We start from the raw sequence: 24,626 nt of genomic DNA on the forward strand, positions 1-24,626 counted from the left end.
TTATTTTTCTATTCAGTCCTACCGATTTTACGAAACACATATACAGGGATAAAAAGTGTGAACGGCAATTTATTGGAGTCGGGAAAAGGAATCGGTATGACTGCATGGGAACAGATCCGCCTCGTGGAGCTGCCGCTGTCGGTTCCGGTGATTATGGCAGGAATCAGGACATCGGCGATTTATTTGATCGGCTGGGCGACTTTGGCATCTTTCATCGGCGGCGGCGGTCTTGGCGACTATATTTTCATCGGGCTTAATTTGTACCAGCCGGAATATATCATCGCAGGCGCCGTACCGGTTACGCTTCTCGCCATGATAACCGACGCTGTATTATCACGGACGGAACGAAAAGTGACGCCGAATGGGCTAAAAGGGCTGAAAGAAGTTTCATAAGGAGTTGGAAGAATATGATCATGACATATGTCAGGAGAATACTGATCGCCGCGTCTTTCATCATGCTCAGCGCCTGCGCGCTCCCAGGACTAAAAGGAGACGCCGGACAAACGATAAAGATCGGGGCGCAAAGCATGAGTGAATCGGAAATCATCGCAAGCATACTCGCTCAGCTGATCGAACACAACACAGGTTTACAAACGGAAACGATCAAAAACCTCGGGTCCAATGCGGTGCAGCAGCAGGCTTTACAAAAGGGCGAAATCGATGTGGCGGCAACCCGCTACACAGGGGATGCCTTAACGGGAACGCTGAGGATGAAGCCTGAAAAGGATCCGGAAAAGGCGCTCAAGCTGACGCAAAAGGAATTTGAAAAACGGTATCAAATGAAATGGTTTGATTCGTACGGGTTTGATAACACCTATACGTTCACCGTGACACGGGAATTGGCGGAAAAACATCACCTTGAAACGATATCCGATTTGAAAAGGGACGCATCCCATTATAAGCTTGGCGTCGACAACTACTGGATGAAAAGAGAGGGAGACGGATACAACGCTTTTATGAACGATTATCGCATCGCATTCGGCTCCACGTATCCGATGCAGATCGGCCTTGTCTATGACGCGGTAAAAAACGGGAAGATGGACGTCGTTCTCGCGTATTCGACAGACGGGCGGATTAAAGCGTACAATTTGAAAATGTTAAAAGACGATAAACGGTTTTTCCCGCCGTATGACTGCTCTCCCGTCGTTCCCGAGAACGTGCTGAAGGAGCACCCGGAGCTTGAAGGCGTTATCGATAAGCTGATCGGAAAAATCGACACGGAGACGATGCAGGAACTGAACTATGAGGTTGACGGAAAGCTCAAGGAGCCGTCTGTTGTCGCCAAGCAGTTTTTAGAAAAACATCACTATTTTGAGTGAAACGGAGGGATCGATGGCAATGGATGTCTTGCAGCAGCTTGGCATGTATTATGCGCATAACGGCGGCTATGTTCTTGAAGAATGTTACAGGCATTTTCTGATGTCAGCCTACGGCGTGCTGATTGCGGCAATTGCCGGCATTCCGGCGGGAATTTTCATCGCCCGCTATCAAACATTGAGCGGCTGGATTTTTACCGTAACGAATGTGATTCAAACGATTCCGGCACTGGCGATGCTCGCCGTTTTGATGCTTGTGCTTGGCCTCGGAGCGAATACGGTGATCGTCTCGCTGTTTCTCTATTCGCTTTTACCGATTATCAGGAACACTTATACTGGGATCAAAAGCATTGACCACGCCTATTTAGAAGCCGCAAAAGCGATGGGCATGACGAAATTGCAGGTGCTTCGGATAGTGGAGCTTCCGCTTGCCTTGTCCGTCATCATGGCAGGTTTGAGAACCGCGCTTGTCATCGCGATCGGAATAACGGCAATCGGAACATTCGTCGGGGCGGGCGGTCTTGGCGATATCATCATCAGGGGATCGAATGCAACAAACGGAACGGCGATTATTTTGGCGGGGGCGATCCCGACCGCCCTCATGGCGGTTATCGCCGATCTTCTCATGAGCTGGCTGGAACGGACACTTTCCCCGCTTAAAGGAAAACATTAAATGCAAAAGGATGATCTTAATACCTTCACAGGATCATCCTTTTGCGTGATCATAGCAGCTCCGCTATTGCGGCAGCGGTTTTCAAATCATCGGGAAGCGGGGCTTTGACGGTCAGACGTTCACCGCTGATCGGATGGGTGACGCTGATTTCTGCGGCGTGCAGCGCCTGCCTTTTCAGGAGGCCGGTTGAGCCGCCGTACAGCGCGTCTCCTGAAATGGGATGGCCGATATGGGAAAGGTGAACCCGGATTTGATGGGTTCTGCCCGTTTCGAGCCGCAGCTCGCACAATGAGACATCGTATTTTGGCCGGTAGCCTTTTACTTCATAATGGGTAACGGCCGGCTGTCCTGTCGGGGATACCCTTCTTCTGACAGGATGGTATCTGTCCCTTCCGATCGGGTTTGCAATGGTTCCTTTTTTGTTTTTGAAGGCGCCTTCCGCTATGGCGATATATGTTCTTGCCAGCTCTTTCCTTTGCAGCTGTTCGTCCAATAGTGCGTGGGCAAGGCGGTGCTTGGCGAATACGACCGCCCCGCTCGTATCTTTATCAAGGCGATGGACATGGCGGATTTTTCGTTCCGCACCGTATGTTTGATCGTAGAATGCGACAAGATTGCTGAGCGTTCCTGTCTGCCCCTTTTCGTTAGGATGCGTCGCCATGCCAGGGGGCTTATTCACGATCAGCATATGTTCATCCTCGAATAAAACGGACAGTTCGCCGTACTCGGGAATAACGCCGCTGTCTTCTTCTTCTCTAAGATCGATGTCGATTCTGTCCCCCTTTTTCAGCCGCACGTTGTCAGATACCGCTTTATGATTGATTTTTATTTTTTGATTGACGGTCCAATATTGAATGACCGGCTTGGAAGCTTTCGTTTCCCGCTTCAAAAACGTAAACAAATGGACGCCGTCGTGGCGGCTGTCTGCAAGGAAAGTCAAGCCGCGATATTGTTGGTTCATTTTTACTCTCCTTTCTGTCTAAAGCCTTTCAGCCGTCAGGAAACACTTACCTTCACAGCCCCGGGTTTTTGTATGCTATTCTGTTTGAAGAGATTTCAACAAGGGATGAAGGGTGATACATATGCGCATTGTGAAAGCAGCAACAGAAGAACAGGAAATCTATATTGAAGAACTTGTCTCAGAGCTTTATCAAGTATTTCCGATTTACTTTAGCAAACAACAATTGAAAGAGCTGAAACAGCAGGGTGTGCTCGATTTTAAGGAGCATGTATACAAGGGGACGCTCGATGAAGCATTTCAGATCATCACCAGCCTGCAGCTGATCCACACATTGCTTACAAAATCGAAACGACAATGGGTATTAAAAGACCGCGAGCTTTTTGATAAAAACAGCCGGAAGCTCAATACTTGCGGCCTGCACTTTCCGTTAACATCGTCCGACTTCCATATCCCGCACAGTGAAAAACAGGAATTGCTGATGTAATGAGCTTTCCCCCAGGGGAGAGCTCTTCTTTTTTATGAAAAGACTATAAAGGAAAAATACGAAAAACACAAGGATGGTTTCAACTTCCTTTGTAGCCTGTTCGTTGTCTGTGCATACTAACAACCGAAAGGGGTGCAGTCTATTGAATAAAGTCAGCAATGCGATGTCAAAGCAGGTGGTGACGGTTTCATCGAATCAGACGGTAAAAGAAGCGGCGGAACTGATGAGCCGGCATAATGTCGGAGCGATTCCGGTCGTTGACCAGGGTGTATTGAAAGGGATGATCACTGATCGCGACATTACGCTCAGAACCACGGCTCAAGGCCAGGACGGCCAGACACCGGTCTCTGATGTCATGACGACGGATGTTGTATCAGGCAATCCGAACATGAGCCTTGAAGAAGCGTCACACCTTATGGCACAGAGTCAAATCCGGCGTCTGCCGATTGTGGATAACAATCATTTAGTCGGCATTGTCGCGCTTGGGGACCTCGCGGTAAACGAGTTGTCAAACGAGTCTGCGGGACAGGCGCTCACGAACATTTCCACTCCGACTCAAACGCAATAAAGCAAAAAGAGCTTGCCGAAATGAGCAGGCTCTTCTTGTGTTTAACATAACATTTTTGAATGCTCCGGGCTTTTCAAGGGAAAGTAAGAAGGATACAATTAGTGTGCAAACAGGCAAAAGGAGTTGGACAAAGCACGATGATAAAAGCAGTGATCTTTGATTTTGACGGCCTTATTTTAGATACAGAAACACACGATTATGAAGTGCTTCAAGAAATTTTTGAAGAGCACGGCTCAGCTCTTCCGATGTCGGTATGGGGGAAGGTGATCGGAACGGCTGCAGGCTTTCAGCCTTTTGTTTACCTGGAAGAACAGGTGCAAAAGAAGCTTGATCAGGAAAGGCTGGAAAGCTTGCGGAAAGAACGCTTTTTGAAACGGCTTGAAAGCGAAAAAGCGCGCCCCGGAGTCGAGGCCTACTTGACGGCGGCAAAAGAACTCGGACTAAAAATCGGCCTTGCGTCAAGCTCTGATTATAAATGGGTATCACAGCATTTGAAGCAGATCGGCCTGTACGACGATTTTGAATGCATCAGAACGGCCGATGACGTTGAGGAGGTCAAGCCGAATCCGGAGCTGTACTTGCAGACAGCCGAGTGCCTCGGCGTACAGCCTGGGGAATGCCTCGCTTTCGAGGATTCCGTCAACGGATCGATGGCGGCAAAGCGCGCTGGAATGAAGTGTGTCATCGTGCCGAATAAAGTGACGAAAAGCCTGCTGTTCGAGCATTATGATCACCGCCTTGAATCGATGGCGGAAATGGAGTTGGAACAGCTTATCAAAAAAGTGTCTGATCAAGCTTAGCCAAGCGAGAGGAGGAAGAGACGTGTCTGAAAAATTGGATCTTTCCCGTTTTGAAAAAAAGATCGTCATCCGCAATATCGAAGAAAAAGACATTGAAAGCATCATTGAGCTTCAGGAGCTTTGTTTTCCGGGGATGGTTCCTTGGAAGCGGGAGCATCTGGAAAGCCATCTTCAGTATTTTCCGGAAGGGCAGTTCTGTGCGGAGCTTGAAGGGGAAGTGATCGGCTCCTGCTCCAGCCTCTTGATCAATTTTGACGAATATGACGACCGTCATACATGGCAGGATATCACAGATGACGGCTATATTACGAATCACAACCCCGACGGCCTGAACATGTACGGCATTGAAGTGATGGTTCATCCCGAATACAGAAGAATGAAAATCGGCCACCGCCTTTATGAAGCGCGAAAGGATCTGGCGAGGCGGCTCAACTTAAAGAGCATCATCATCGGCGGCCGGATTCCGAACTATCACAAATACGCCTCTGAGATGACGCCGAGGCAGTACGTCGAACAGGTCATTCACCATCAGATTTATGATCCGGTGCTGTCGTTTCAGCTGCTGAACGGCTTTACGATGATGAGGATCAATCCGAACTATCTGCCGGATGACAAGGCATCGAGCAAATATGCGACATTGATGGAGTGGAATAATGTCGACTATATGCCGCAAAGCAAACGCTACTACAAATCGGCCTTCCCGGTAAGGATTTGCGTGATTCAATACGAAATGAAGCAGATTCATTCGTTTGAAGAGTTCGCCAACCAAGTCGAGTACTATGCAGATGTCGCATCAGACGCGGTAGCCGATTTTGCTGTTTATCCGGAAATTTTCACGACGCAGCTGATGTCTTTTCTTGAGGAGCGTTCCCCGAGCCTTGCCGTTCAGCGGATTACCGAATATACGGAGGATTACATCAGCTTGTTCACAGACCTTGCCGTCAAATACAACGTCAATATTATCGGCGGCTCCCATTTTGTCGAAGAGGAAGGGAAAATCTACAACATTGCTTATCTATTCAGAAGAGACGGCACGATTGAAAAGCAATATAAGCTTCATATCACGCCGAATGAACGGAAATGGTGGGGGATCAGCAGGGGAGACGAGGTGCGTGTGTTTGACACAGATTGCGGAAAGATCGCGATTCAGATTTGCTATGACATCGAGTTCCCCGAGCTTGCCAGAATCGCAACGGAAAAAGGCGCGAAGATCATCTTCACGCCCTTCTGTACAGAAGACCTCCAAGGGTATTTGCGCGTCAGATACTGCGCTCAGGCGAGAGCTGTGGAAAACCAAGTGTACACCGTCATTTCCGGGACGGTCGGAAACCTGCCGCAAACAGAAAACATGGATATTCAATATGCGCAATCGGCGATTTTTGCGCCTTCCGATTTTGAATTTGCAAGGGACGGAATCGTCGGCGAATGCAATCCGAACATTGAAATGGTCGTCATCGGCGACGTCGATCTGGAAATTCTCAGAAGGCAGCGCCAAGACGGTACGGTCCGTCAGCTGAAAGACAGACGCCACGACATTTACCGGATTCATTATAAAAAATAACGTGTGAACAGCCGGCACCCTAGTGGCCGGCTTTTTGCGATTGACTTTCTGTTTTGTTTTTCATATATTGGATGTATGTGAAGGAGGTGGAAAAGATGAATCAAACTGGTAAGCGCATGACAGACGTGCAAGCCCACTTGTATATTTGTCGCGCAATTTTTTCCGGAGAATGCGTATTACGGGATCAGTCTGCCCTTTTTTACACATTCATGAGGAAAAAATACCAGTGAGAGACATCTGCCCACAATCGGATTTTAACTGCTTTTTGATCTTGACGGCAGCATGTTAGCTCTGCCGTTTTTTTTATGGCCGGATGTCTCTTCGCGAAACGGAGGAAGAGATTCATGGCAGTATGCAGTGTACAAAACGTGACACAGTCATATGGAGGACATGCGGTTCTCAGCGGAGTGTCATGCGAAATAAAACAAGGCGAACGAATCGGTCTGATCGGCCGCAATGGGGAAGGGAAAACGACGCTGTTGAGGCTGATGAGCGGGCAAGTGAAGCCTGATGAAGGACTTGTCACATGGAAGAAGGGAATATCGGCCGGTTTGCTGAAGCAGTCGGCGGCGCATGCCGGGGAACAAACGGTAAAAGAGCTGCTGTTTGATGTGTTTGCTTCATTATGGAATATACAGAACCAGCTGTCTGCCATCGAACGGCGGCTGGCAGAGGAACAAGACGCGGAAACACTCGAACGGCTGCTTGAACGCTATGGTGCGCTGCAGGACGAATTTCAGCAAAAAGGCGGTTACGAGATCAGCTCGCAAATCGAACGCGTCGCCGCCGGCTTGAAGATCAGCCGTCTGCTTGATGCAAAATGGCGGGATGTAAGCGGAGGAGAGCGGACGAAAGTCGGCTTGGCGAGGCTTTTGCTGTCGTCTCCCGATCTGCTTTTATTGGATGAGCCGACAAACCATTTGGATCTGGATGCGGTCGAATGGCTCACAACATTTGTCAAACAGTACAAAGGGACGGCGGTCATCGTTTCTCATGACCGGTATTTTTTGGATGATGTCGCAACGTCCATTTTTGAAATCGACCAGGGAGAGCTTCACGTATACCAGGGGGATTATTCCGGGTATACGATTGAGCGCGAAGAACGCCTGATCAGAGAGTTCCAGCATTATCAGGACCAGCAAAAAAAGATCAAAAAAATGAAGGAAACGATCAAGCGTCTGAAGGAATGGGCAAACAGGGCCAATCCTCCAAACGAGGGACTGCACCGCCGCGCCAAAAGCATGGAAAAGGCATTGGCGCGCATCGATGTTCTAAAAAAGCCCGCACTCGACCGAAAGAAAATCGATCTCGCCTTCAAAATGAACGACCGAAGCGGAAAAGACGTCGTCAAGCTTGAAAATGTGAAAAAGCGCTTTGGAAAACGGGAGCTGTTCAGCGGGTTGCACATGCATGTCCGCTTTCAGGACCGCGTTGCCATCGTCGGCGAAAACGGAAGCGGCAAAACGACGCTCCTTTCGATCATCAGCGGTACTGCGCCGGCTGACAGCGGCGAGGTGCAGCTTGGGAGCAGTTTGTCTGTCGCTCATCTGACCCAGCATGTCTCGGAAATGAATGAAGAGCACTCCGTCCTGGCTGAGTTTCGCGATCAAGTCACTGCGACCGAAGGCGAAGCCCGAATGATGCTGGCGAAGTTTTTGTTTTACGGACACTCCGTGTTTAAAAAAGTGAAGGACTTAAGCGGAGGAGAGCGCATGCGCCTTCGCCTGGCCCAGCTTGTCCATCAGCATCATAACGTGCTGATCCTCGATGAACCGACAAACCATTTGGACATCGAATCAAAAGAAGTGCTCGAAGAGGCGCTCGCCCGATTTCAAGGGACGATTATCGCGGTTTCCCATGATAGATATTTTCTGGACAGGATGTTCAATGTCACGTATTGGCTCAGCGGCGGCCGGCTGACGCGATATGAAGGCAATTATACGTTTGCGAGGGAGAAGCGGCGGAATGAAGGCGAAGATTGAGGAGAGAATGGCGGAGCCTGAATCGGCTCCGCACTTTCCATTGGCTGTTTTTGGTCATTCGTTCCATCTTCCCATTATGATCGTATTGTGGTATTTGCCGTCAGAAAACATTTTGTCATTTTTTAGGATGTCTTCTATCTCAAAACCGTATGTTTGATAGAGTTTAATCGCTTTCTCATTTGTTTCTAACACTTGAAGAGCTATTTTTTTGATTCCACTCGCGTCTGCCCAAAAAATAGATTGCTGCAATAGATTTTTCCCGATGCCGTATCCCCAAAAATCCTTTAACACGCATACCCCGAATTCGGTCTTGTGCGAGAATCTTTTCAAATCTGTTCCTTCGCACCTTGAAAAACCAACGGTCCGGCCTTGAACTTCCGCTACCAAAAATAAATTCCGGGCTTTTTTGCATCGGTTTGTATGATTTGTTCAAACCGCGGCGCATCGATGAACGCTTCTCCTTTTTCCCTGTCCAAATTTTCGGTTTCCCCGTCGATTCGCATCCTTAATTCTGATAATGCTCCTGCGTCTTTTTTTGGCGGCTGACCGAATCGTATAATGCATTCCTTTAACATAAAAATCCCGTTCGCTCATGACCATGGCGGGCTCCCTTCCATTTGATACGCTTATTCTGCTATATTGAAAATAGAGAGAATATTCTTTATCATTAAACATATCACTGAAAGCGGTTTATACATAAAAAGAAGGTGCATCATGGAATTTCTACTCGTTTTGCTCCCTGTTTTCGGAGTATTTGCCATCGGATATGCCGGGCAGAAGCTGCTTGGCTTTGACATTCAAAACCTGTCTAAAATGTCCCTTTATTTAATGTCTCCTTTTTTGGCGTTTGATACGTTTTATGAAAACAAGCTGACCATGGATTATTTGTATATGTCCGTTTTTGCCCTGGGCCTTTGCATCGCTTTGATTCTATTGGTCTATCTCATCTCCTATATGTACAAGTATTCCAATCAGGAACGCTGCGCCCTTATTTTGTCGTCAGCCTTCATGAATTTATGGGACGCCCGTCGTTTTGCTCGTCTACGGTGCAGCCGGACTTGACATTGCCGTTGTGCTGATGGTAATCCAGCAGCTCGTCATGAGTACGATCGGACTCTATTATGCGGCAAAAGGGAGCTCTGAACAAGACGGCTTTAAAACGGTGATGAGCAGGGTGACGCGGATGCCTGTCGCCTATGGGGCGCTGCTCGGAATCGCACTGCAGCTGAGTCATATTTCGATTCCCGAACAGTTCATGACGGCAATTAAATTGGTCGGGGACGCCGCGATTCCGACGATCATGATTATTCTCGGGATGCAGCTCGCGGCGATTTCGTTTAAACATATCGAATATCGAAAAATCTCTTACTCGCTTTTGCTCAAGCTCATCGCATCGCCGCTTATTGCTTTGGGATTTGCCCTTATCCTTCCTGTCAGCGATTTGGTCAAACAGATCATGATCCTGTCGGCGGCCATGCCGACTGCTGCGAATACAACGCTGATGGCCGTTCAATTTGGAACAAAACCGGAAATCGTATCAAGCGCGACCTTTATCAGCACGCTGCTCAGCATCGGCACGCTGCCTGTCGTACTGTGGATGCTTTCCGTATGGGTCTGACCTGAATGTTTCAGGCGGCCCTTTTTATCTTTGAAAAAGGAACTGCATTTCCGATGAAGAAATGAAATACATATAAAATGGTATGGTTTTTTAGATCATGAAATGGGGTGGACAAATGACGGTACAGGAAAATCGCGCGGATCTCAAAGCGAAGGATCAAAAATACCTTTGGCACGCCATGAGCGGGACGGCTTCCGATCCTGCCCGGCTTGTCGTGAAGAAAGCCGAAGGCGCCTGGATTACGGACATTGACGGCCGCCGTTATTTGGACGGAATGGCCGGGCTGTGGTGCGTCAATGCCGGCTACGGCAGAAAAGAGCTTGCAGATGCGGCGTATGAACAGCTGCTTGAGATGCCTTACGCCCCGTTGACGAACACTCATGTTCCCGCCGTCCGGCTGGCTGAAAAGCTGAATGAATGGCTTGGCGGAGATTATGTGATCTTTTTTTCCAACAGCGGTTCTGAAGCAAATGAAACGGCTTTTAAAATTGCGCGCCAATATCATCAGCAAAAAGGGGAACACGCGAGATATAAGTTCATTTCCCGCTACAGAGCCTATCACGGAAACACGATGGGAGCGCTCGGTGCAACCGGACAGGCGCAAAGAAAGTATAAATACGAACCGCTCGGCCAAGGATTCATCCATGTACAGCCTCCTGATCTGTACCGCAACCCTGCTGATCGCGATACGCTTGAAAGCGCTGAAGACATTGACAAGGTAATGATGTGGGAGCTTCCTGAAACAGTCGCCGGCGTAATCATGGAGCCGATCATTACCGGAGGAGGCATATTGATGCCGCCTGACGGGTATATGGCAAAAGTCAAAGATATATGCGAAAAGAACGGCGCGCTCTTGATCTGTGATGAAGTTATTTGCGGATTCGGGCGGACGGGCGAGCGGTTCGGCTTTATGAATTACGGCGTAAAACCCGATATCATCACAATGGCCAAGGGGATGACGAGCGGCTATCTTCCGCTTGCGGCAACGGCCGTCAAACGGGAGATATATGAAGCGTACGCAGGTGACGGCCCTTATGACCGTTTCCGCCACGTCAATACGTTCGGAGGAAGCCCGGCCGCTTGTGCATTGGCGATCAAAAACCTTTCCATCATGGAGGAAGAGCGCTTAATCGAGCGGTCGCGCGTGCTTGGCGAAAGGCTGCTCAGCGAGCTGAAGGAGATGGAAGACCGTCCGAAAGTCGGGAACGTCCGCGGTAAGGGGCTTCTTGTAGGGGTCGAACTCGTAAAGGATAAACAGACGAAAGAACCGGCCGATTTGGCGGACGTGAACAAAGTGATCGGGGAGTGCAGACAGAAAGGATTGATCGTCAGTAAAAATGCGGATACGGCGGCCGGATACAACAACGTCATCCAGCTTGCGCCCCCTCTCAGTCTGACGGAAGAAGACCTTTCCTTCATCATCGGCGTGCTGAAGGAAAGTCTGTGCCGTTTAGCTTAAAAGACGCGGGCGGCCGTCAGTCGGCCGCCGGCTTATAAAGGCACTTTACGCGTCTATGACGAGGGCGATTTTTCCGAACTGCTCTCCTTTCGTCATCCGGTTAAAGGCATTGCGTGCATCTGACAAAGGATACGTCTTATCGATGATCGGCCGAAGCGAATGGCGCTCCATAAACCGAAGCATCCCGCGGAACTCCTCAAGGCTGCCCATTGAAGTGCCGATGATGCTGAATTGCGGGAAAAAAAGCGAACGCAGCGGAAGTTCAATGCTGTCTCCGGAGCTTGCTCCAAAATTGACGATCCGTCCATTCGGCTTCAGAATGTCAAAGTATTTCGGAAATGTCGCCGGTCCGATACTATCAAGGACAAAATCGACTTTTTCCCCTTTGAGGCTTTCGTTCCAATCGCTGCTGCTGTCAATCGCGCGATCTGCGCCGTGATTCAGCGCTTCCTTTCTTTTTTCTTCGCTGCGCGACGTGACTGTGACCTGTGCGCCTGCCGCCTTGGCCATGAGCAGAGCGTATGTGGCCACACCGCTTCCGATGCCGGGGATGAAGAGGTGCTCGCCTTTTTTCAGCCGGCCTTTTGTGAAAAGAGCCCTGTAGGCGGTCAGCGCTGACAAAGGCAAGACTCCGGCTTCTTCCCAGGTAAGATAGGCCGGTTTTGGAAGGACGTTTTTTGCAGAGACAATTACATATTCTGCAAAGGTTCCGTCAGAAGGCCCGCCGAGAATGTCGGGAACTTGCGGGACGGAATCCGTGAATTCCCAAGTGATGCTCGGATTGATGATAACCTCAGCGCCTGCTGCGAGACCTGATACACCCTCGCCGGTTTCTTCGACTATGCCCGCCCCGTCAGATCCGGGAATGAAAGGCGCATCGCCTTCCTTTCGCGAGCGGAAGAGAAAAATGTCGCGGTGATTGAGTCCTGCCGCTTTCACCTTGATTTTTACTTCCCCGTATCCGGGGGATTGAACGGCTGCGTCTGTCATTTTCAATCCCGCAAGACCGTCCGTACCGCTATGGATGATCGCTTTCACGAAAATACCCCTTTCTTTTCTCAAATGATGGTAACATTATGGCTTGGCAAAGGATGAATGTAAAATGTTCTGCCTGGGGAACGATTAAACATAACAAGGGGATTGCAATAGAGGGGAATTTCCTTTAGTGTAATACAGGATGCAAACGAAGAAGGAGATGGAACATGAGTTTTCACGATCAGCAAATTTTACCGGCGATTCGCAATATGAAGCAGTTTGACATTTTCCTGGACAGCCCGTTTTTATACGGCGTTCTTCTTGATATTCACCTTGGACGGCTGGGAGGCGTGATCAGCGCGGCGAGGGCCAGGGGCAAAAATATGTTTGTTCACGTTGATTTAATCCAAGGGATTAAGCATGACGAATACGGAGCTGAATTTATTTGCCAGGAGATGAAGCCGGCCGGCATTTTATCAACGAGATCAAGCGTGATCGCCAAGGCGAAACAAAAGAAGGTGTATGCGATTCAGCGGATGTTTTTAATCGATACGAGCGCCATGGACAAAAGTATTGAACTGGTCAAAAAACACCGGCCTGATTTTATTGAAGTCCTCCCGGGGGTCGTGCCTGAATTGATCAGGGAAGTAAAAGAAAAAACAGGAATCCCGATATTCGCGGGCGGCTTCATCCGCTCCGAGAATGACGTGAAAAACGCCTTGGAGGCTGGGGCGTCCGCTGTAACAACGTCCGATACAGAGCTGTGGAAAAAGTATTGGATCTGAGCGAAAATAATGAAAAAATATTGACAACGCTTTCATTATACGATACGATCGTACCAAGTTGATACATTGTGACGGAGACCCGGAGACCACAGCAGTTCTTTACCTTATGTAAAGAAGTTTTGCTGTGTTTTTTTATGGTCTTTTAGACACAGTGAAAACTTATATTTATAAAGACTGATTTTCTTAGGAGGGGTAGCCTTGACAGCATTTTGGGGGGAAGTTATCGGAACGATGCTGCTCATCGTCTTTGGCGCAGGAGTTTGCGCCGGCGTAAATTTAAAAAAATCACTTTCTCATCAATCGGGATGGATCGTCATCGCATTTGGCTGGGGGCTTGGCGTGGCCATGGCCGCATATGCCGTCGGCAATATCAGCGGAGCCCATTTAAATCCGGCCCTAACATTGGGACTGGCGTTTGTCGGCGATTTCCCTTGGGAGCAAGTGCCTGCCTATATTTGCGGACAAATGCTTGGCGCTTTTTTAGGAGCCGTTCTCATTTTTCTTCATTATTTGCCGCATTGGAAAGAAACAGATGACCAGGGAGCGAAGCTTGGGGTGTTTTCGACAGGGCCGGCCATTCCAAATACATTTGCCAACCTGTTCAGTGAAACATTCGGTACATTTATTCTCGTACTCAGTATTTTGACTATTGGCGCAAATAAATTCACCGAAGGGCTGAACCCGCTGATCGTCGGTTTTTTGATCGTGGCAATCGGCCTGTCGCTCGGAGGAACGACAGGGTATGCGATTAACCCGGCGCGTGATTTGGGTCCGAGAATCGCCCATTTTGTCCTTCCTATACCGGGAAAAGGAGGCTCCAACTGGCGCTACGCATGGGTGCCAGTCTTCGGACCGATTCTCGGAGGATCGTTCGCCGGCGTTTTTTACAATGCCGTGTTTAAAGGGCACATGACAAACACATTTTGGATTGTAAGCGCTGCAGTAGCTGTGGTATTGTTAGGTTTCTATATATATTCGAAAAAGCAAACGGCAGAGAAATCATTTAATTTGTAACTTAAGGAGCAATAAGGGGGAGCTAAAATGGAAAAGTATATTTTATCTCTTGATCAAGGTACGACAAGTACAAGAGCGATAATTTTCAACAAAGAAGGAAAGATTGTGCATACCGCGCAAAAGGAATTCAATCAATATTTCCCGAATCCCGGCTGGGTTGAACACAATGCAAACGAAATCTGGGGGTCCGTTTTGGCCGTCATTGCTTCAGCGCTTTCTGAATCAGGAATTCAAGCCGGACAAATCGCCGGCATCGGCATCACAAACCAGCGGGAGACAACGGTTGTCTGGGATAAGCATACAGGTCAGCCCGTTTACAATGCGATCGTCTGGCAATCGCGGCAATCAGCAGACATTTGCGAGGAATTAAGAAACAAAGGATATGAAGACAAGATCAGGGAAAAAACGGGTCTGTTGATCGACCCTTATTTTTCAGGCACAAAGGTCAAATGGATTTTGGATCATGTAGAAGGAGCGCGGGAAAAAGCAGAAAACGGCGACCTGCTCTTTGGAACGATCGATTCATGGCTGATCTGGAAGATGTCGGGCGGCAAAGCTCATGTGACCGATTATTCAAATGCTTCAAGAACGCTGATGTTCAACATTTACGATTTGAAGTGGGATGATGAACTGCTAGACATTCTCGGCGTTCCGAAATCGATGCTTCCCGAAGTCAAGCCGTCTTCCCATGTGTACGCCGAAACCGTCGATTACCATTTCTTCGGGAAGAACATTCCGATTGCAGGGGCGGCAGGCGATCAGCAGTCCGCGCTGTTCGGGCAGGCCTGCTTTGAAGAAGGCATGGTCAAAAACACATACGGAACCGGCTGCTTTATGCTCATGAACACCGGCGAAAAAGCGATTAAGTCAGAGCACGGCCTGCTGACGACGATCGCCTGGGGCATTGACGGAAAGGTTGAATACGCCCTTGAAGGAAGCGTATTTGTCGCAGGCTCCGCCATCCAGTGGCTTCGCGATGGGCTGAGAATGTTTAAAGATGCGAAAGAAAGTGAAACATATGCTGTAAAAGCACAATCTGCTGATGGTGTATATGTAGTTCCGGCATTCGTCGGCTTAGGTACGCCGTACTGGGACAGCGACGTTCGCGGCGCAGTCTTCGGTTTAACCCGCGGCACGACGAAAGAGCACTTTATCAGAGCGACGCTCGAATCCCTCGCATATCAGACGAAAGATGTGCTCGATGCCATGGTGGAAGACTCGGGAATTTCGGTCAAAACGCTGCGGGTAGACGGCGGCGCCGTGAAAAACAACTTCCTGATGGAATTCCAGGGAGACATTCTTGATGTACCGGTCGAACGTCCGGAAATCAATGAAACGACAGCCCTCGGATCAGCTTATCTGGCGGGGCTTGCCGTCGGCTTCTGGGATGACCGTTCAGAGATTGAAGACCAGTGGAAGCTGGATAAACGATTTGAACCGAAAATGGAGGAAGAAGAGCGCGAAAGCCTTTACAGCGGCTGGAAAAAAGCAGTTAAAGCAGCTAGGGCTTTCAAATAAGCAGCGAGTATGTTACAATGAATGCAAGTTAATAGAAACGGTTGGAGAAGAGGAGAGACCACAGGCACCAAAGCAGTTGTATTGCTTTGGATGTTTGTGGTCTCTTTTTCTATTATTTGCCGTGACAACAAGGGAGGACTTTTAATGGATACAGTATTTTCAAGCCGCAAGCGGGATGACATCCTACAGCATATGACAAAAGAGAAGTATGATGTGTTTATTATCGGCGGAGGGATTACGGGTGCCGGCACGGCGCTTGACGCCGCATCGCGCGGGATGAAGACCGCTCTTTGCGAAATGCAGGATTTTGCCGCGGGAACATCAAGCCGTTCAACAAAGCTTGTTCACGGAGGGCTCCGCTATTTAAAGCAGTTTGAAGTGAAAATGGTCGCCGAAGTCGGGAAGGAACGGGCGATCGTCTACGAAAACGGTCCGCATGTGACAACGCCTGAATGGATGCTTTTGCCGATGCACAAAGGAGGCACTTTCGGCAAATTCACGACTTCAATCGGCCTCAGGGTGTACGACTTTTTGGCAGGAGTCAAAAAAGCCGAGCGGAGAAGCATGCTGACTGCAAGAGAAACGCTTGAAAAAGAGCCGCTCGTGAAAAAAGACGGCTTAAAAGGCGGAGGCTATTATGTCGAATACCGGACAGACGATGCCAGACTGACGATCGAAGTGCTGAAAGAAGCGGTTAAATTCGGGGCGGAAGCTGTCAACTATGCAAAGGTAAAAGAATTTATCTACGAAAACGGAAAGGTTGCCGGCGTCGTGATCGAAGACGTCTTTACGAAGAAAACGTACCGCGTCTATGCAAAAAAAATCGTTAATGCGACAGGCCCGTGGGTCGACAGCCTGAGAGAAAAAGACCGCTCAAAAGAAGGCAAGCACCTTCAGCATACAAAAGGCGTTCATCTTGTATTCGATCAGTCGGTCTTTCCGCTGAAGCAGGCCGTCTACTTCGATACGCCGGACGGCCGCATGGTGTTTGCCATTCCGAGGGACGGCAAGGCATACGTCGGAACAACCGACACCGTCTATAACAAAAACCTTGAACATCCGAGAATGACGACCGAAGACAGGGACTACGTCATAGACGCGATCAACTATATGTTCCCTGACCTGAACATTACCGCCAAAGACGTGGAGTCAAGCTGGGCCGGGCTCAGACCTTTGATTCACGAAGAAGGAAAAGATCCGTCTGAGATTTCCCGGAAAGATGAAATATGGACATCTGACTCAGGCTTGATCACGATTGCAGGAGGAAAGCTGACAGGCTACAGAAAAATGGCTGAACATATCGTTGACCTTGTCAGAACCCGGTTAAAAGAAGAAGGAGACAAAGACTTCGGACCTTGCAAAACAAAAACGATGCCGATTTCCGGAGGGCATATCGGCGGTTCCCAAAACCTTGAAGCCTTTATCGAGGAGAAGGCGAAAGAAGGAGCTGCACCGGGCTTAACAGAGCAAACGGCAAGACACCTTGCAGCAAGATATGGATCGAATGCGGACCGGCTGTTTGAACGGGTTCAAAAGCTGAAAGATGAAGCTGTCAAGCGCGGCATTCCCGTTCACGTACTGGCGGAAATCGATTACGCGATCGATGAAGAAATGGCCGCGGTTCCGGCGGATTTCTTCGTTCGCAGAACGGGCGCACTGTTTTTTGACATCAATTGGGTCCGCACCTATAAAGAAGGACTTACGGATTATATGAGCGATAAGCTGAACTGGGACGAAGACACGAAAGAAAAGCATCTGAAAACGCTGGATGAGCTTCTTCATGACGCGGTCGTTCCGCTGGAAAGCAAATAACCCTGTCAAGTACAAATGACACGGTCCGGCATGTTGAAAAAACGGGCCGGAATATCCGAAATGGCGCTGCCTTTATAAAGGCAGCACCATTTTTTATGTTGCGCCAACTTATTTTGGACAAAGACGCCGTTTATCGATAATATAAAAGCAGAACAGCTGCTACATAAGCTAGAAAATTGGGAGGTCTGACATGAGCTGGAAAACAAGCTATGAACGCTGGAAAAACACTGGAAATTTAGATCCTGAATTAAAATCCCTCCTTCTCAAAGCGGAAGGAAATGAGAAAGAACTAGAGGATTGCTTTTATAAAAAGCTTGAATTTGGAACGGCGGGAATGCGCGGAGAAATCGGACCCGGTCCAAACCGGATGAACGTCTACACGGTCCGCAAAGCATCGGCCGGCCTTGCATCGTATATAGCCGCAAACGGGGAAGAAGCAAAGAAGCGGGGAGTCGTCATCGCTTACGATTCGCGCCACAAGTCGCCTGAATTTGCGCTGGAAGCGGCAAAAACGCTCGCCGCAAACGGAGTGCAAACGTATCTGTTTGACGAGCTTCGCCCGACGCCTGAGCTTTCATTCGCTGTAAGACATCTTCACGCGTATGCTGGCATCGTGATTACAGCGAGCCACAATCCGCCGGAATACAACGGTTACAAAGTATACGGAGACGATGGTGCACAGCTTCCTCCCGCCGCAGCGGACAAGCTTATCGAGCAAGTCAATGCGATTGAAAACGAATTAGAGATTCCAGAGGGTAATGAGAAAGCTTTAAAAGAAAAAGGCCTTATCAGCATCATCGGAGAAGACATCGACAAGGCATATCTTGACAAGCTGACATCGATTTCCGTCAACCCGGACCTTGCGAAGGAAACGGATGTAAAGGTCATTTTTACGCCGCTTCACGGAACGGCCAACAAATCTGTCAGACGGGGACTTAAAGCCCTCGGCTATGAACACGTGACAGTCGTGCCCGAGCAGGAACTTCCAGATCCCGATTTTTCTACGGTTTCTTCACCGAATCCGGAAGAGCACGCCGCTTTTGAATATGCGATCAAACTGGGGGAAAAAGAGGGTGCCGATATACTGATCGGAACAGACCCTGATGCGGACAGGCTCGGTGTCGCCGTAAAGGATCACGAAGGCCGATATGTCGTCCTGACAGGCAACCAGACCGGAGCGCTCCTGCTTCATTATTTGCTTTCTCAAAAACAGCATAAAGGAATCCTGCCTGAAAACGGAGTCGTCTTGAAAACGATCGTGACAAGCGAAATGGGCCGCGACATCGCTTCTTCGTTCGGACTTGATACGGTCGACACGCTCACAGGCTTTAAATTCATCGGAGAAAAAATCAAGCAGTATCAAGCAACCGGCGAATATACCTTCCAATTTGGCTATGAAGAAAGCTACGGCTATTTGATCGGCGACTTTGCAAGGGATAAGGATGCTGTTCAGGCCGCCCTTCTTGCCGTCGAAGTATGCGCCTTCTATAAAAAGCAAGGCAAATCCCTTTACGACGGATTGCTTGAGCTGTTTAAAACGTTTGGCTATTACCGCGAAGGATTGAAATCCCTCACCTTAAAAGGGAAGGAAGGGGCCGAGCAAATTGCGGCGATTCTGAGCACGTTCAGACAGCAGCCGCCGCTTTCAATTGCCGGAAAAGACGTTGTATCTGCAGAAGACTATCTTGTCGGCAAACGGACGCTGTTTAAAGAAAACAAGGAAGAGGCGATCGATCTTCCAAAATCGAATGTGATGAAATATTTCCTCGAAGACGGCTCATGGTTCTGCCTCCGTCCGTCAGGAACCGAACCTAAAGTGAAATTTTACTTCGCCGTCAAGGGAGAAACAAGCAAAGACAGCGAAGCGCGTTTGAATACCCTGACTGACGAAGTCATGAAACAGATCGACTCGATCGTTAAAGCAAATGCATAAAAGTTGAAAGGCCGCCGCACACGCAGGCGGCTTTTTTTGTTTGAGTTGATTTGCGAATCCTTCTGATGTAATATATATTTAACGTAATGTAATGTATATATTGCATAATTCGTTTTCGGAAAGGAGACGGTTGTCATGAAATTTTTGAAAAGCGGAGATGAATACGTTGAAAAGAAAATGAACCAATTTTTTAACGAATCCGGTATGCTGGTCGCCTCTTTATTGCTTTTAGATGTGATCGTCAGAGGCATCATATTGGATAGAGAACCGTCAGAATACGTTGTGAGCGGAATCGGCTTTGGACTGTACGCTTGCTGGATCATTTTCCGGTATCTGTTTTCCGGCCTGGAATACCCGGACATTGCCAGCAAACAGGCTTATCGCAAAAAAAGAAAAGAAATGCTGGCGGTCAGCATGACGTCAGGTTTCATTTTTCTGTGTTTAACGATTGCGTTCACGGGAATACCCGGCCATGCGAAAGAATGGCTTGATCTTGTGATGATGGTCTTTCTGTTTGTTTTATTCTATTTTCTGGTCAATGTCATCTCTTTACGTATGTCTTTCAAGAAAAATAAAGATCTTTTGGATGACTGACGAAAGCTCTAGTTAAAACAGATACATCGCGGGAAGCAGGTGAGCAAATGGTAAACCGGGTCAAATTGGCCCGGATCGAAAAGTCATTCACACAAGCCCAGTTGGCAGAACGGGTTGATGTGACGCGGCAAACGATCGGGCTGATTGAAAAAGGAAAATACAATCCGACGCTTCAGCTATGCATCGCAATCGCAAAAGCGCTGGATAAAACGTTGGATGATTTATTTTGGGAGGAGGATAAAAGATGAGGAAGTGGTTTGCATCAGCGGATGAATACGTTGAAATTAAAAAACTTCAGTGAAGCAGGCATATTGACCGCTGCCCTGCTTATGGCAGACATCGTCATCAGGGGCGCCGTTCTGCACAGGTATTTGGCAATAAATTGTAAGGTCCTGCTGCTTTAAGCATTTATATATGCTTTTCCGTTGTTTGTTGTCAGGGATGGAGTATTTGAGGAAAGCCTGTCGCAAAAAAAGAAAACAAGTTCGGCAGCAAGGTCTGGGCCGTGATCGTTCTGCTTGCCGGCGTCATGTTCACCGGTCTGCCGAATAGCGCCGGGGAATGGGAAAAATGATTCTGTTCGGCCTGCTTGTCGTATTATTCTGTTGCTAATGTCCTTCAAAAGAAACAAAAACATCTTTGACGATAAACCTTTCAGCCAAAAGTCTTAGAAAAAATCAGGCGAATCAATCAGACTATTCCCTTCTAATGAAAGAAGCCGTTTTTAAAAAAGCGCGTGTATAATGAAGAATAACGAAGGGGCATGAAAGGCGGATGAACGGTTGAAAGAAGACACCCGTTTCGAAAAGTTGAAAACATTGAAAGAAATAGCAGAGACATTGAATGAAGGAAATGACCTGAAAGAAACGCTTGATGCCGTTTTGAAAAAACTGCTTCGTTTAACGGGCCTTCAAACGGCATGGATTTTCCTGATTGATGCGAAGGGCGGATTCGAGCTGACGGCCTCTGCTTTTTTGCCTGAAGCCCTGATGTACGATGAGAAGCGTTTAATGTGTGAAGGGGACTGCTACTGTCTTTACCAATACAGACAGGGAAGACTGGATAGAGCGACAAATATGATCCATTGCAAGCGGATCGATACGGCGATTGACATGAAAACGGGAGACCCCGAAGGCATTACCCAGCATGCGACGGTGCCCCTCACAGATCAAAACAAGCGCTTCGGGCTGCTGAATGTTGCGGCTCCGGGGAAGATTCATTTTGATAAAGAGGAGCTCGCTCTCCTGGAAGCTGTCGCCCTTCAGATCGGCACGGCGGTCAAGCGGATGAAGCTTGCCGAAAATGAACAAAGAAACGCGCTTCTGACAGAGCGGAACAGGCTTGCGCAGGACCTGCACGATTCGGTTAACCAAATGCTCTTTTCGGTAAGCCTTACGGCAAAAGCGGCCGGGGAGATGACGGACGATTCCGAGCTTCGCGAAATGCTTGAATTTATTCAAAGCCTCTCACATGAAGCGCTTCATGAGATGAGGGCGCTAATCTGGCAGCTTAGGCCGCAGGGGCTTGAAGAGGGGGTGGCGGCGGCCATTGAAAAATACGCCGAAGTCATCGGGCTCAATGTGAAGCTGACGCAAAGCGGCGTGCTCCGTCTTTCACAATCAGAGGAAGAATTGATTTGGCGCTTGAGCCAGGAAGCCCTCGCCAATTGTAAAAAACACGCCGAAGCCGAGCTGACGGAGGTGAGAATCAGCCGTTCTTCGTCATCCATCATGCTCGAAATCGAGGATGACGGAAAAGGGTTTAAATATGACCCGGATTCAAACATCCCGACGCTCGGCTTAAAGGGGATGAAAGAGCGGACAGAGCAGGCGGGCGGTTCGTTTTCGATCAGCTCGGAAATGAATAAAGGAACGAAAATCACGATTATTCTGCCCTGCAACGGGAAGGGGGAAGCCGAATGGAGAAAGTGAAAATCGTCATTGCCGATGACCATCATATCGTCAGAAAAGGTTTGCTGTTCTTTTTCAAAACGAAAAACGACCTGGCTGTCATCGGGGAAGCGTCGACAGGCAGAGAAGTATTGGACATCTTGGAAGAAAAGCGGGCGGACATCGTTTTAATGGATCTTTCCATGCCTGATATGGACGGCATCGAAGCGACAAAACGGATAAAAACGCTCTATCCTACCGTCAAAGTCATCGCTTTGACAAGCTATGCCGATCAGTCGCACGTCATTCCCGCCATCCAGGCAGGCGCTGAAGCATATCAGCTCAAAGACACGGAGCCTGATGAACTTGTCGAAACGATCCGGTCCGTTCACGCCGGACGCCATACACTGGATCCGAAAATCATGTCCCACGTATTCCGTCACATGGCACAGGCCGACGAAAAAGAAAAAATACACCAATTAACAAATAGAGAAAAAGACGTTTTATTTGAAATTGCCAAAGGTAAGAGCAACAAAGAAATTGGCGCAGCGCTTTTCATAACCGAAAAAACGGTGAAAACACACGTATCCAATCTGTTGTCAAAGCTTGGCCTGTCAGATCGTACGCAGGCAGCGCTGTTTGTCGTGAAACATAACATAGATCCAAAAACCGGGAGATGAAAATATGAACATAACCGTACTCAGCGGAACCGCAAGAAAAAAAGGAAGAACGAAAATCGCCGCTTCGTATATCGCCGATGCGTATCAGGCCCTTCTCATCGATTTAAGCGAATTCAGCCTGCCGATCCTTCAATGGAGAAGATGACCAGTTTCAGCTCGAAAATGTCCAAACGTTAAGAACGTCTGTTAAAGAAGCAGACGCTGTCGTTTTATTATCCCCTGAATATCACAGCGGCATGAGCGGAGCTTTGAAAAATGCGCTAGACTTTTTAAGCAGCGAACAATTCGCAAGCAAGCCGGTTGCGATTTTTGCGTGCGCCGGAGGCGGAAAAGGCGGGATTAACGCGTTGGCCAATATGCGCATCGTGGCGCGGGGTGTCTACGCAAACGTGATTCCCAATCAGCTTGTGCTCGATCCGGTTCATATAGACGATGAAAACAACACGGTCACAGAAGACGCAAAAGCGAAAATTAAAGATGTGATGGAAGAACTTCTAAAGTTCGCGAAATTTCAAAAAGCCTGACGCACAGGTGCGCCGGGCTTTTTTAGGTGAAAACAAGCACGCCGCTGTCTTCGCCGTGTCCGGAAAATGAGGCGTGGTCAATATACTGGAGCAGGTCATACAGCCTTTTCTCGACAATCGCATCGTCTCTTTCAAAATTGTAGGCATGCAGAAAATGTTCAATCCGCTTTGACAGTAAATCATCTTCCGTGCGGACCATGAGAATGAGAAGATTATCCCATTGTGACCGGTGTGTATAGTACAAAGCTTTATCATAATCAGCGTAATTCAATTCGCCACTCTCCCTTCTTTCTTTAGGAGTCTTGATTATTTTATGTACGGGGGATGTTTTTTTCTCTGGGCAAAAGTTGGTCTGCCTGATGCGGCAGCCTAGAAATATGAGGATTGCATAACGCAAAAATTCGAAAACTGTCTGCATGGCGCATCGTTTTCTGGTCATGATAAAACATGAGTACAATGACAATCGGAGAGGTAAACATGAAAAAACTTTTATGCGCGGTTTTTTTCAGCATTATCTTCATCGCGTCTTTCACGGCAAAAGGCTATAATGCCGCAGAAGAGCACGATTCTGTTGAAAGATGGGAACGAATCGCCTGGAGCGCGCTGGAGGAAAAGTATAAAGGCGCTTCTCTGAAGGATTATGAATATATAGGGCGGACAGAAATCAATGATGAAGAGACAAAAGACGTATTCCGGGTAACCGTCAATCGGAAAGGCAAATCGTTCCCCGCTCATGCCGAGGTATATTTCCATCCGGTCACCAACGCGATCATCAGCGTTCAGATTTTTCCTTTATAAAAAAAACGAAGGGCGGATGCCCTTCGATTAACTCAACAATTTACGTATATTGTCCTGATTAAAGATAACATCCTGGAGCGTATATTGATCCAACACGGCCAAATATGCGGAAAGCGCTTTGTTTAAGACGTGTTTCAACCCGCAGTTCGGCGACAGAATGCAGTTGTTTGTTTCTTTGTCAAAACACTCCACAAGATTAAAATCGTCTTCCGTTTTCCGGATGACTTCTCCGATATTGATCTGTTCAGGAGCCTTTCCGAGCCGGATCCCGCCGTTGCGGCCGCGGATCGTTTCAACATAGCCAAGCTTGCCGAGATCGTAAATCACCTTCATCAGGTGGTTTTTTGATATGGAGTAGGTATCGGCGATGTCTTTTATATTGACAAGCTTGTTTGAGTTTCTGGTTGCAAGAAAAATCAGCACCCTTAAAGAGTAATCGGTATAATTTGTTAATTTCATCGCATTTACCTCAATCAAACAAGTTTCCATTATCTTATCACATTTTCATTCGTTTATGATTGGTCTTAGTCAATTTGTTACAAAATTATAAAACATTCTTCTTAAATATTGCTTTAATCCTAATTGATGCCTAAGATAAAGATGTATCAAAAATACATCTTTAATTAAGAATAAGCAAATGATTTTCCTTAAAGATGACCGCATTGCACCTTTAAAGATGTAT

At 48.1% G+C, this 24,626-nt stretch carries 24 protein-coding genes and 3 pseudogenes; 22 read left to right on the forward strand and 5 right to left on the reverse strand.

Going from position 1 to position 24,626, the window contains the following annotated elements; translation table 11 throughout:
• The 3 genes from V7126_RS05190 to V7126_RS05200 form a co-directional block, all read left to right on the forward strand.
• A partial coding sequence (locus tag V7126_RS05190; protein ID WP_335497052.1) for an ABC transporter permease occupies window positions 1–393 on the forward strand: 393 nt, incomplete at its 5' end.
• Window positions 394–407: 14 nt separating this feature from the next.
• Complete coding sequence (locus tag V7126_RS05195) at window positions 408–1,319, forward strand: osmoprotectant ABC transporter substrate-binding protein (protein WP_046129692.1); 912 nt, start codon at window positions 408–410, stop codon at window positions 1,317–1,319.
• 19 nt (window positions 1,320–1,338) lie between these two features.
• Window positions 1,339–1,989 carry an ABC transporter permease gene (locus V7126_RS05200; RefSeq protein ID WP_335497127.1) on the forward strand — a complete coding sequence of 217 codons (651 nt, stop codon included), beginning with the start codon at window positions 1,339–1,341 and terminating at the stop codon, window positions 1,987–1,989.
• Window positions 1,990–2,038: 49 nt separating this feature from the next.
• Here V7126_RS05200 and V7126_RS05205 read toward each other — a convergent pair whose 3' ends face one another.
• Entirely contained in the window at window positions 2,039–2,950 is a 912-nt protein-coding gene (locus V7126_RS05205) for an RluA family pseudouridine synthase (RefSeq protein ID WP_046129693.1), read from the reverse strand.
• Between the two features lie 121 nt (window positions 2,951–3,071).
• On the opposite strand from V7126_RS05205, the gene V7126_RS05210 reads away from it, so the two are divergent.
• The 5 genes from V7126_RS05210 to abc-f all read left to right on the forward strand — a co-directional run bounded on the left by V7126_RS05210 (window position 3,072) and on the right by abc-f (window position 8,345).
• Window positions 3,072–3,434, forward strand: a complete 363-nt coding sequence (locus V7126_RS05210; RefSeq protein WP_046129694.1) for a DUF5365 family protein — start codon at window positions 3,072–3,074, stop codon at window positions 3,432–3,434.
• 163 nt (window positions 3,435–3,597) lie between these two features.
• Window positions 3,598–4,002, forward strand: coding sequence for a CBS domain-containing protein (locus V7126_RS05215; RefSeq protein WP_373688041.1), 405 nt, complete (start codon window positions 3,598–3,600; stop codon window positions 4,000–4,002).
• Window positions 4,003–4,139: 137 nt separating this feature from the next.
• Window positions 4,140–4,802, forward strand: a complete 663-nt coding sequence (locus tag V7126_RS05220; RefSeq protein ID WP_046129765.1) for an HAD family hydrolase — start codon at window positions 4,140–4,142, stop codon at window positions 4,800–4,802.
• A 22-nt stretch (window positions 4,803–4,824) separates the two neighbouring features.
• The gene (locus V7126_RS05225) at window positions 4,825–6,363 is read left to right on the forward strand and encodes a GNAT family N-acetyltransferase (RefSeq protein WP_335497057.1); all 1,539 of its coding nucleotides are present in this window, start codon (window positions 4,825–4,827) and stop codon (window positions 6,361–6,363) included.
• A gap of 344 nt (window positions 6,364–6,707) precedes the next feature.
• Entirely contained in the window at window positions 6,708–8,345 is a 1,638-nt protein-coding gene (gene abc-f, locus V7126_RS05230; protein ID WP_046129697.1) for a ribosomal protection-like ABC-F family protein, read from the forward strand.
• Window positions 8,346–8,399: 54 nt separating this feature from the next.
• Here abc-f and V7126_RS05235 read toward each other — a convergent pair.
• A pseudogene (locus tag V7126_RS05235) lies at window positions 8,400–8,945 on the reverse strand (GNAT family N-acetyltransferase).
• Window positions 8,946–9,059: 114 nt separating this feature from the next.
• On the opposite strand from V7126_RS05235, the pseudogene V7126_RS05240 reads away from it, so the two are divergent.
• Both V7126_RS05240 and V7126_RS05245 read left to right on the forward strand, forming a co-directional pair.
• Window positions 9,060–9,963 (forward strand): annotated as a pseudogene (locus tag V7126_RS05240) (AEC family transporter).
• A 115-nt stretch (window positions 9,964–10,078) separates the two neighbouring features.
• Window positions 10,079–11,422: an aspartate aminotransferase family protein gene (locus tag V7126_RS05245; RefSeq protein ID WP_046129698.1), complete on the forward strand. Its 1,344-nt coding sequence runs from the start codon at window positions 10,079–10,081 to the stop codon at window positions 11,420–11,422.
• Between the two features lie 45 nt (window positions 11,423–11,467).
• Here V7126_RS05245 and V7126_RS05250 read toward each other — a convergent pair whose 3' ends face one another.
• Window positions 11,468–12,460, reverse strand: a complete 993-nt coding sequence (locus V7126_RS05250; protein WP_046129699.1) for a quinone oxidoreductase family protein — start codon at window positions 12,458–12,460, stop codon at window positions 11,468–11,470.
• A 164-nt stretch (window positions 12,461–12,624) separates the two neighbouring features.
• On the opposite strand from V7126_RS05250, the gene V7126_RS05255 reads away from it, so the two are divergent.
• The 11 genes and pseudogenes from V7126_RS05255 to V7126_RS05305 all read left to right on the forward strand — a co-directional run bounded on the left by V7126_RS05255 (window position 12,625) and on the right by V7126_RS05305 (window position 23,146).
• Entirely contained in the window at window positions 12,625–13,182 is a 558-nt protein-coding gene (locus tag V7126_RS05255; RefSeq protein ID WP_046129700.1) for a glycerol-3-phosphate responsive antiterminator, read from the forward strand.
• Window positions 13,183–13,380: 198 nt separating this feature from the next.
• A complete protein-coding gene (locus tag V7126_RS05260) occupies window positions 13,381–14,196 on the forward strand; it encodes an MIP/aquaporin family protein (RefSeq protein WP_046129701.1) in 816 nt (271 codons plus the stop codon).
• 27 nt (window positions 14,197–14,223) lie between these two features.
• The gene (glpK, locus tag V7126_RS05265) at window positions 14,224–15,714 is read left to right on the forward strand and encodes a glycerol kinase GlpK (RefSeq protein ID WP_046129702.1); all 1,491 of its coding nucleotides are present in this window, start codon (window positions 14,224–14,226) and stop codon (window positions 15,712–15,714) included.
• Between the two features lie 144 nt (window positions 15,715–15,858).
• Window positions 15,859–17,526, forward strand: a complete 1,668-nt coding sequence (glpD, locus tag V7126_RS05270) for a glycerol-3-phosphate dehydrogenase (protein ID WP_046129703.1) — start codon at window positions 15,859–15,861, stop codon at window positions 17,524–17,526.
• A 190-nt stretch (window positions 17,527–17,716) separates the two neighbouring features.
• Window positions 17,717–19,459, forward strand: coding sequence for a phospho-sugar mutase (locus V7126_RS05275; RefSeq protein ID WP_175077108.1), 1,743 nt, complete (start codon window positions 17,717–17,719; stop codon window positions 19,457–19,459).
• A 135-nt stretch (window positions 19,460–19,594) separates the two neighbouring features.
• On the forward strand, window positions 19,595–20,053 hold the full coding sequence (locus V7126_RS05280) for a DUF6773 family protein (RefSeq protein WP_046129705.1): 459 nt from the start codon (window positions 19,595–19,597) through the stop codon (window positions 20,051–20,053).
• A 47-nt stretch (window positions 20,054–20,100) separates the two neighbouring features.
• On the forward strand, window positions 20,101–20,301 hold the full coding sequence (locus V7126_RS05285; RefSeq protein WP_046129706.1) for a helix-turn-helix transcriptional regulator: 201 nt from the start codon (window positions 20,101–20,103) through the stop codon (window positions 20,299–20,301).
• Window positions 20,302–20,331: 30 nt separating this feature from the next.
• Complete coding sequence (locus V7126_RS05290; RefSeq protein ID WP_269082005.1) at window positions 20,332–20,457, forward strand: hypothetical protein; 126 nt, start codon at window positions 20,332–20,334, stop codon at window positions 20,455–20,457.
• A 378-nt stretch (window positions 20,458–20,835) separates the two neighbouring features.
• Window positions 20,836–21,984 (forward strand): GAF domain-containing sensor histidine kinase, encoded by a 1,149-nt coding sequence (locus V7126_RS05295; protein WP_046129708.1) that lies wholly within the window; start codon window positions 20,836–20,838, stop codon window positions 21,982–21,984.
• Window positions 21,972–22,622 carry a response regulator gene (locus V7126_RS05300; protein WP_046129709.1) on the forward strand — a complete coding sequence of 217 codons (651 nt, stop codon included), beginning with the start codon at window positions 21,972–21,974 and terminating at the stop codon, window positions 22,620–22,622. Before V7126_RS05295 ends, V7126_RS05300 begins: the two co-directional genes overlap by 13 nt.
• Window positions 22,623–22,626: 4 nt before the next feature.
• Window positions 22,627–23,146: pseudogene (locus V7126_RS05305) on the forward strand (NADPH-dependent FMN reductase).
• 22 nt (window positions 23,147–23,168) lie between these two features.
• Here V7126_RS05305 and V7126_RS05310 read toward each other — a convergent pair.
• Window positions 23,169–23,417, reverse strand: coding sequence for a YhdB family protein (locus tag V7126_RS05310; RefSeq protein ID WP_046129710.1), 249 nt, complete (start codon window positions 23,415–23,417; stop codon window positions 23,169–23,171).
• A gap of 206 nt (window positions 23,418–23,623) precedes the next feature.
• On the opposite strand from V7126_RS05310, the gene V7126_RS05315 reads away from it, so the two are divergent.
• On the forward strand, window positions 23,624–23,944 hold the full coding sequence (locus V7126_RS05315; protein ID WP_046129711.1) for a DUF3889 domain-containing protein: 321 nt from the start codon (window positions 23,624–23,626) through the stop codon (window positions 23,942–23,944).
• Window positions 23,945–23,971: 27 nt separating this feature from the next.
• Here V7126_RS05315 and nsrR read toward each other — a convergent pair whose 3' ends face one another.
• Window positions 23,972–24,403, reverse strand: coding sequence for a nitric oxide-sensing transcriptional repressor NsrR (gene nsrR / locus V7126_RS05320; RefSeq protein WP_046129766.1), 432 nt, complete (start codon window positions 24,401–24,403; stop codon window positions 23,972–23,974).
• Between the last annotated feature and the right edge of the window lie 223 nt (window positions 24,404–24,626).

The sequence above is a fragment of the Bacillus sp. JJ675 genome, assembly GCF_036963165.1.
In the GTDB taxonomy this organism is placed as follows: domain Bacteria; phylum Bacillota; class Bacilli; order Bacillales; family Bacillaceae; genus Bacillus; species Bacillus glycinifermentans.

Excerpts from the sequence above, each read along its gene's own strand:
- V7126_RS05215 (WP_373688041.1), top strand. The coding sequence starts at position 3,598 with ATGTCAAAGCAGGTGGTGACGGTTTCATCGAATCAGACGGTAAAAGAA.
- V7126_RS05275 (WP_175077108.1), top strand. The coding sequence starts at position 17,717 with ATGAGCTGGAAAACAAGCTATGAACGCTGGAAAAACACTGGAAATTTA.
- abc-f (WP_046129697.1), top strand. The coding sequence starts at position 6,708 with ATGGCAGTATGCAGTGTACAAAACGTGACACAGTCATATGGAGGACAT.
- glpD (WP_046129703.1), top strand. The coding sequence starts at position 15,859 with ATGGATACAGTATTTTCAAGCCGCAAGCGGGATGACATCCTACAGCAT.
- V7126_RS05285 (WP_046129706.1), top strand. The coding sequence starts at position 20,101 with ATGGTAAACCGGGTCAAATTGGCCCGGATCGAAAAGTCATTCACACAA.
- V7126_RS05210 (WP_046129694.1), top strand. The coding sequence starts at position 3,072 with ATGCGCATTGTGAAAGCAGCAACAGAAGAACAGGAAATCTATATTGAA.
- V7126_RS05315 (WP_046129711.1), top strand. The coding sequence starts at position 23,624 with ATGAAAAAACTTTTATGCGCGGTTTTTTTCAGCATTATCTTCATCGCG.
- V7126_RS05195 (WP_046129692.1), top strand. The coding sequence starts at position 408 with ATGATCATGACATATGTCAGGAGAATACTGATCGCCGCGTCTTTCATC.
- V7126_RS05245 (WP_046129698.1), top strand. The coding sequence starts at position 10,079 with ATGACGGTACAGGAAAATCGCGCGGATCTCAAAGCGAAGGATCAAAAA.
- V7126_RS05300 (WP_046129709.1), top strand. The coding sequence starts at position 21,972 with ATGGAGAAAGTGAAAATCGTCATTGCCGATGACCATCATATCGTCAGA.
- V7126_RS05205 (WP_046129693.1), bottom strand. The coding sequence starts at position 2,950 with ATGAACCAACAATATCGCGGCTTGACTTTCCTTGCAGACAGCCGCCAC.
- V7126_RS05220 (WP_046129765.1), top strand. The coding sequence starts at position 4,140 with ATGATAAAAGCAGTGATCTTTGATTTTGACGGCCTTATTTTAGATACA.
- V7126_RS05255 (WP_046129700.1), top strand. The coding sequence starts at position 12,625 with ATGAGTTTTCACGATCAGCAAATTTTACCGGCGATTCGCAATATGAAG.
- nsrR (WP_046129766.1), bottom strand. The coding sequence starts at position 24,403 with ATGAAATTAACAAATTATACCGATTACTCTTTAAGGGTGCTGATTTTT.
- V7126_RS05200 (WP_335497127.1), top strand. The coding sequence starts at position 1,339 with ATGGATGTCTTGCAGCAGCTTGGCATGTATTATGCGCATAACGGCGGC.
- V7126_RS05280 (WP_046129705.1), top strand. The coding sequence starts at position 19,595 with ATGAAATTTTTGAAAAGCGGAGATGAATACGTTGAAAAGAAAATGAAC.
- glpK (WP_046129702.1), top strand. The coding sequence starts at position 14,224 with ATGGAAAAGTATATTTTATCTCTTGATCAAGGTACGACAAGTACAAGA.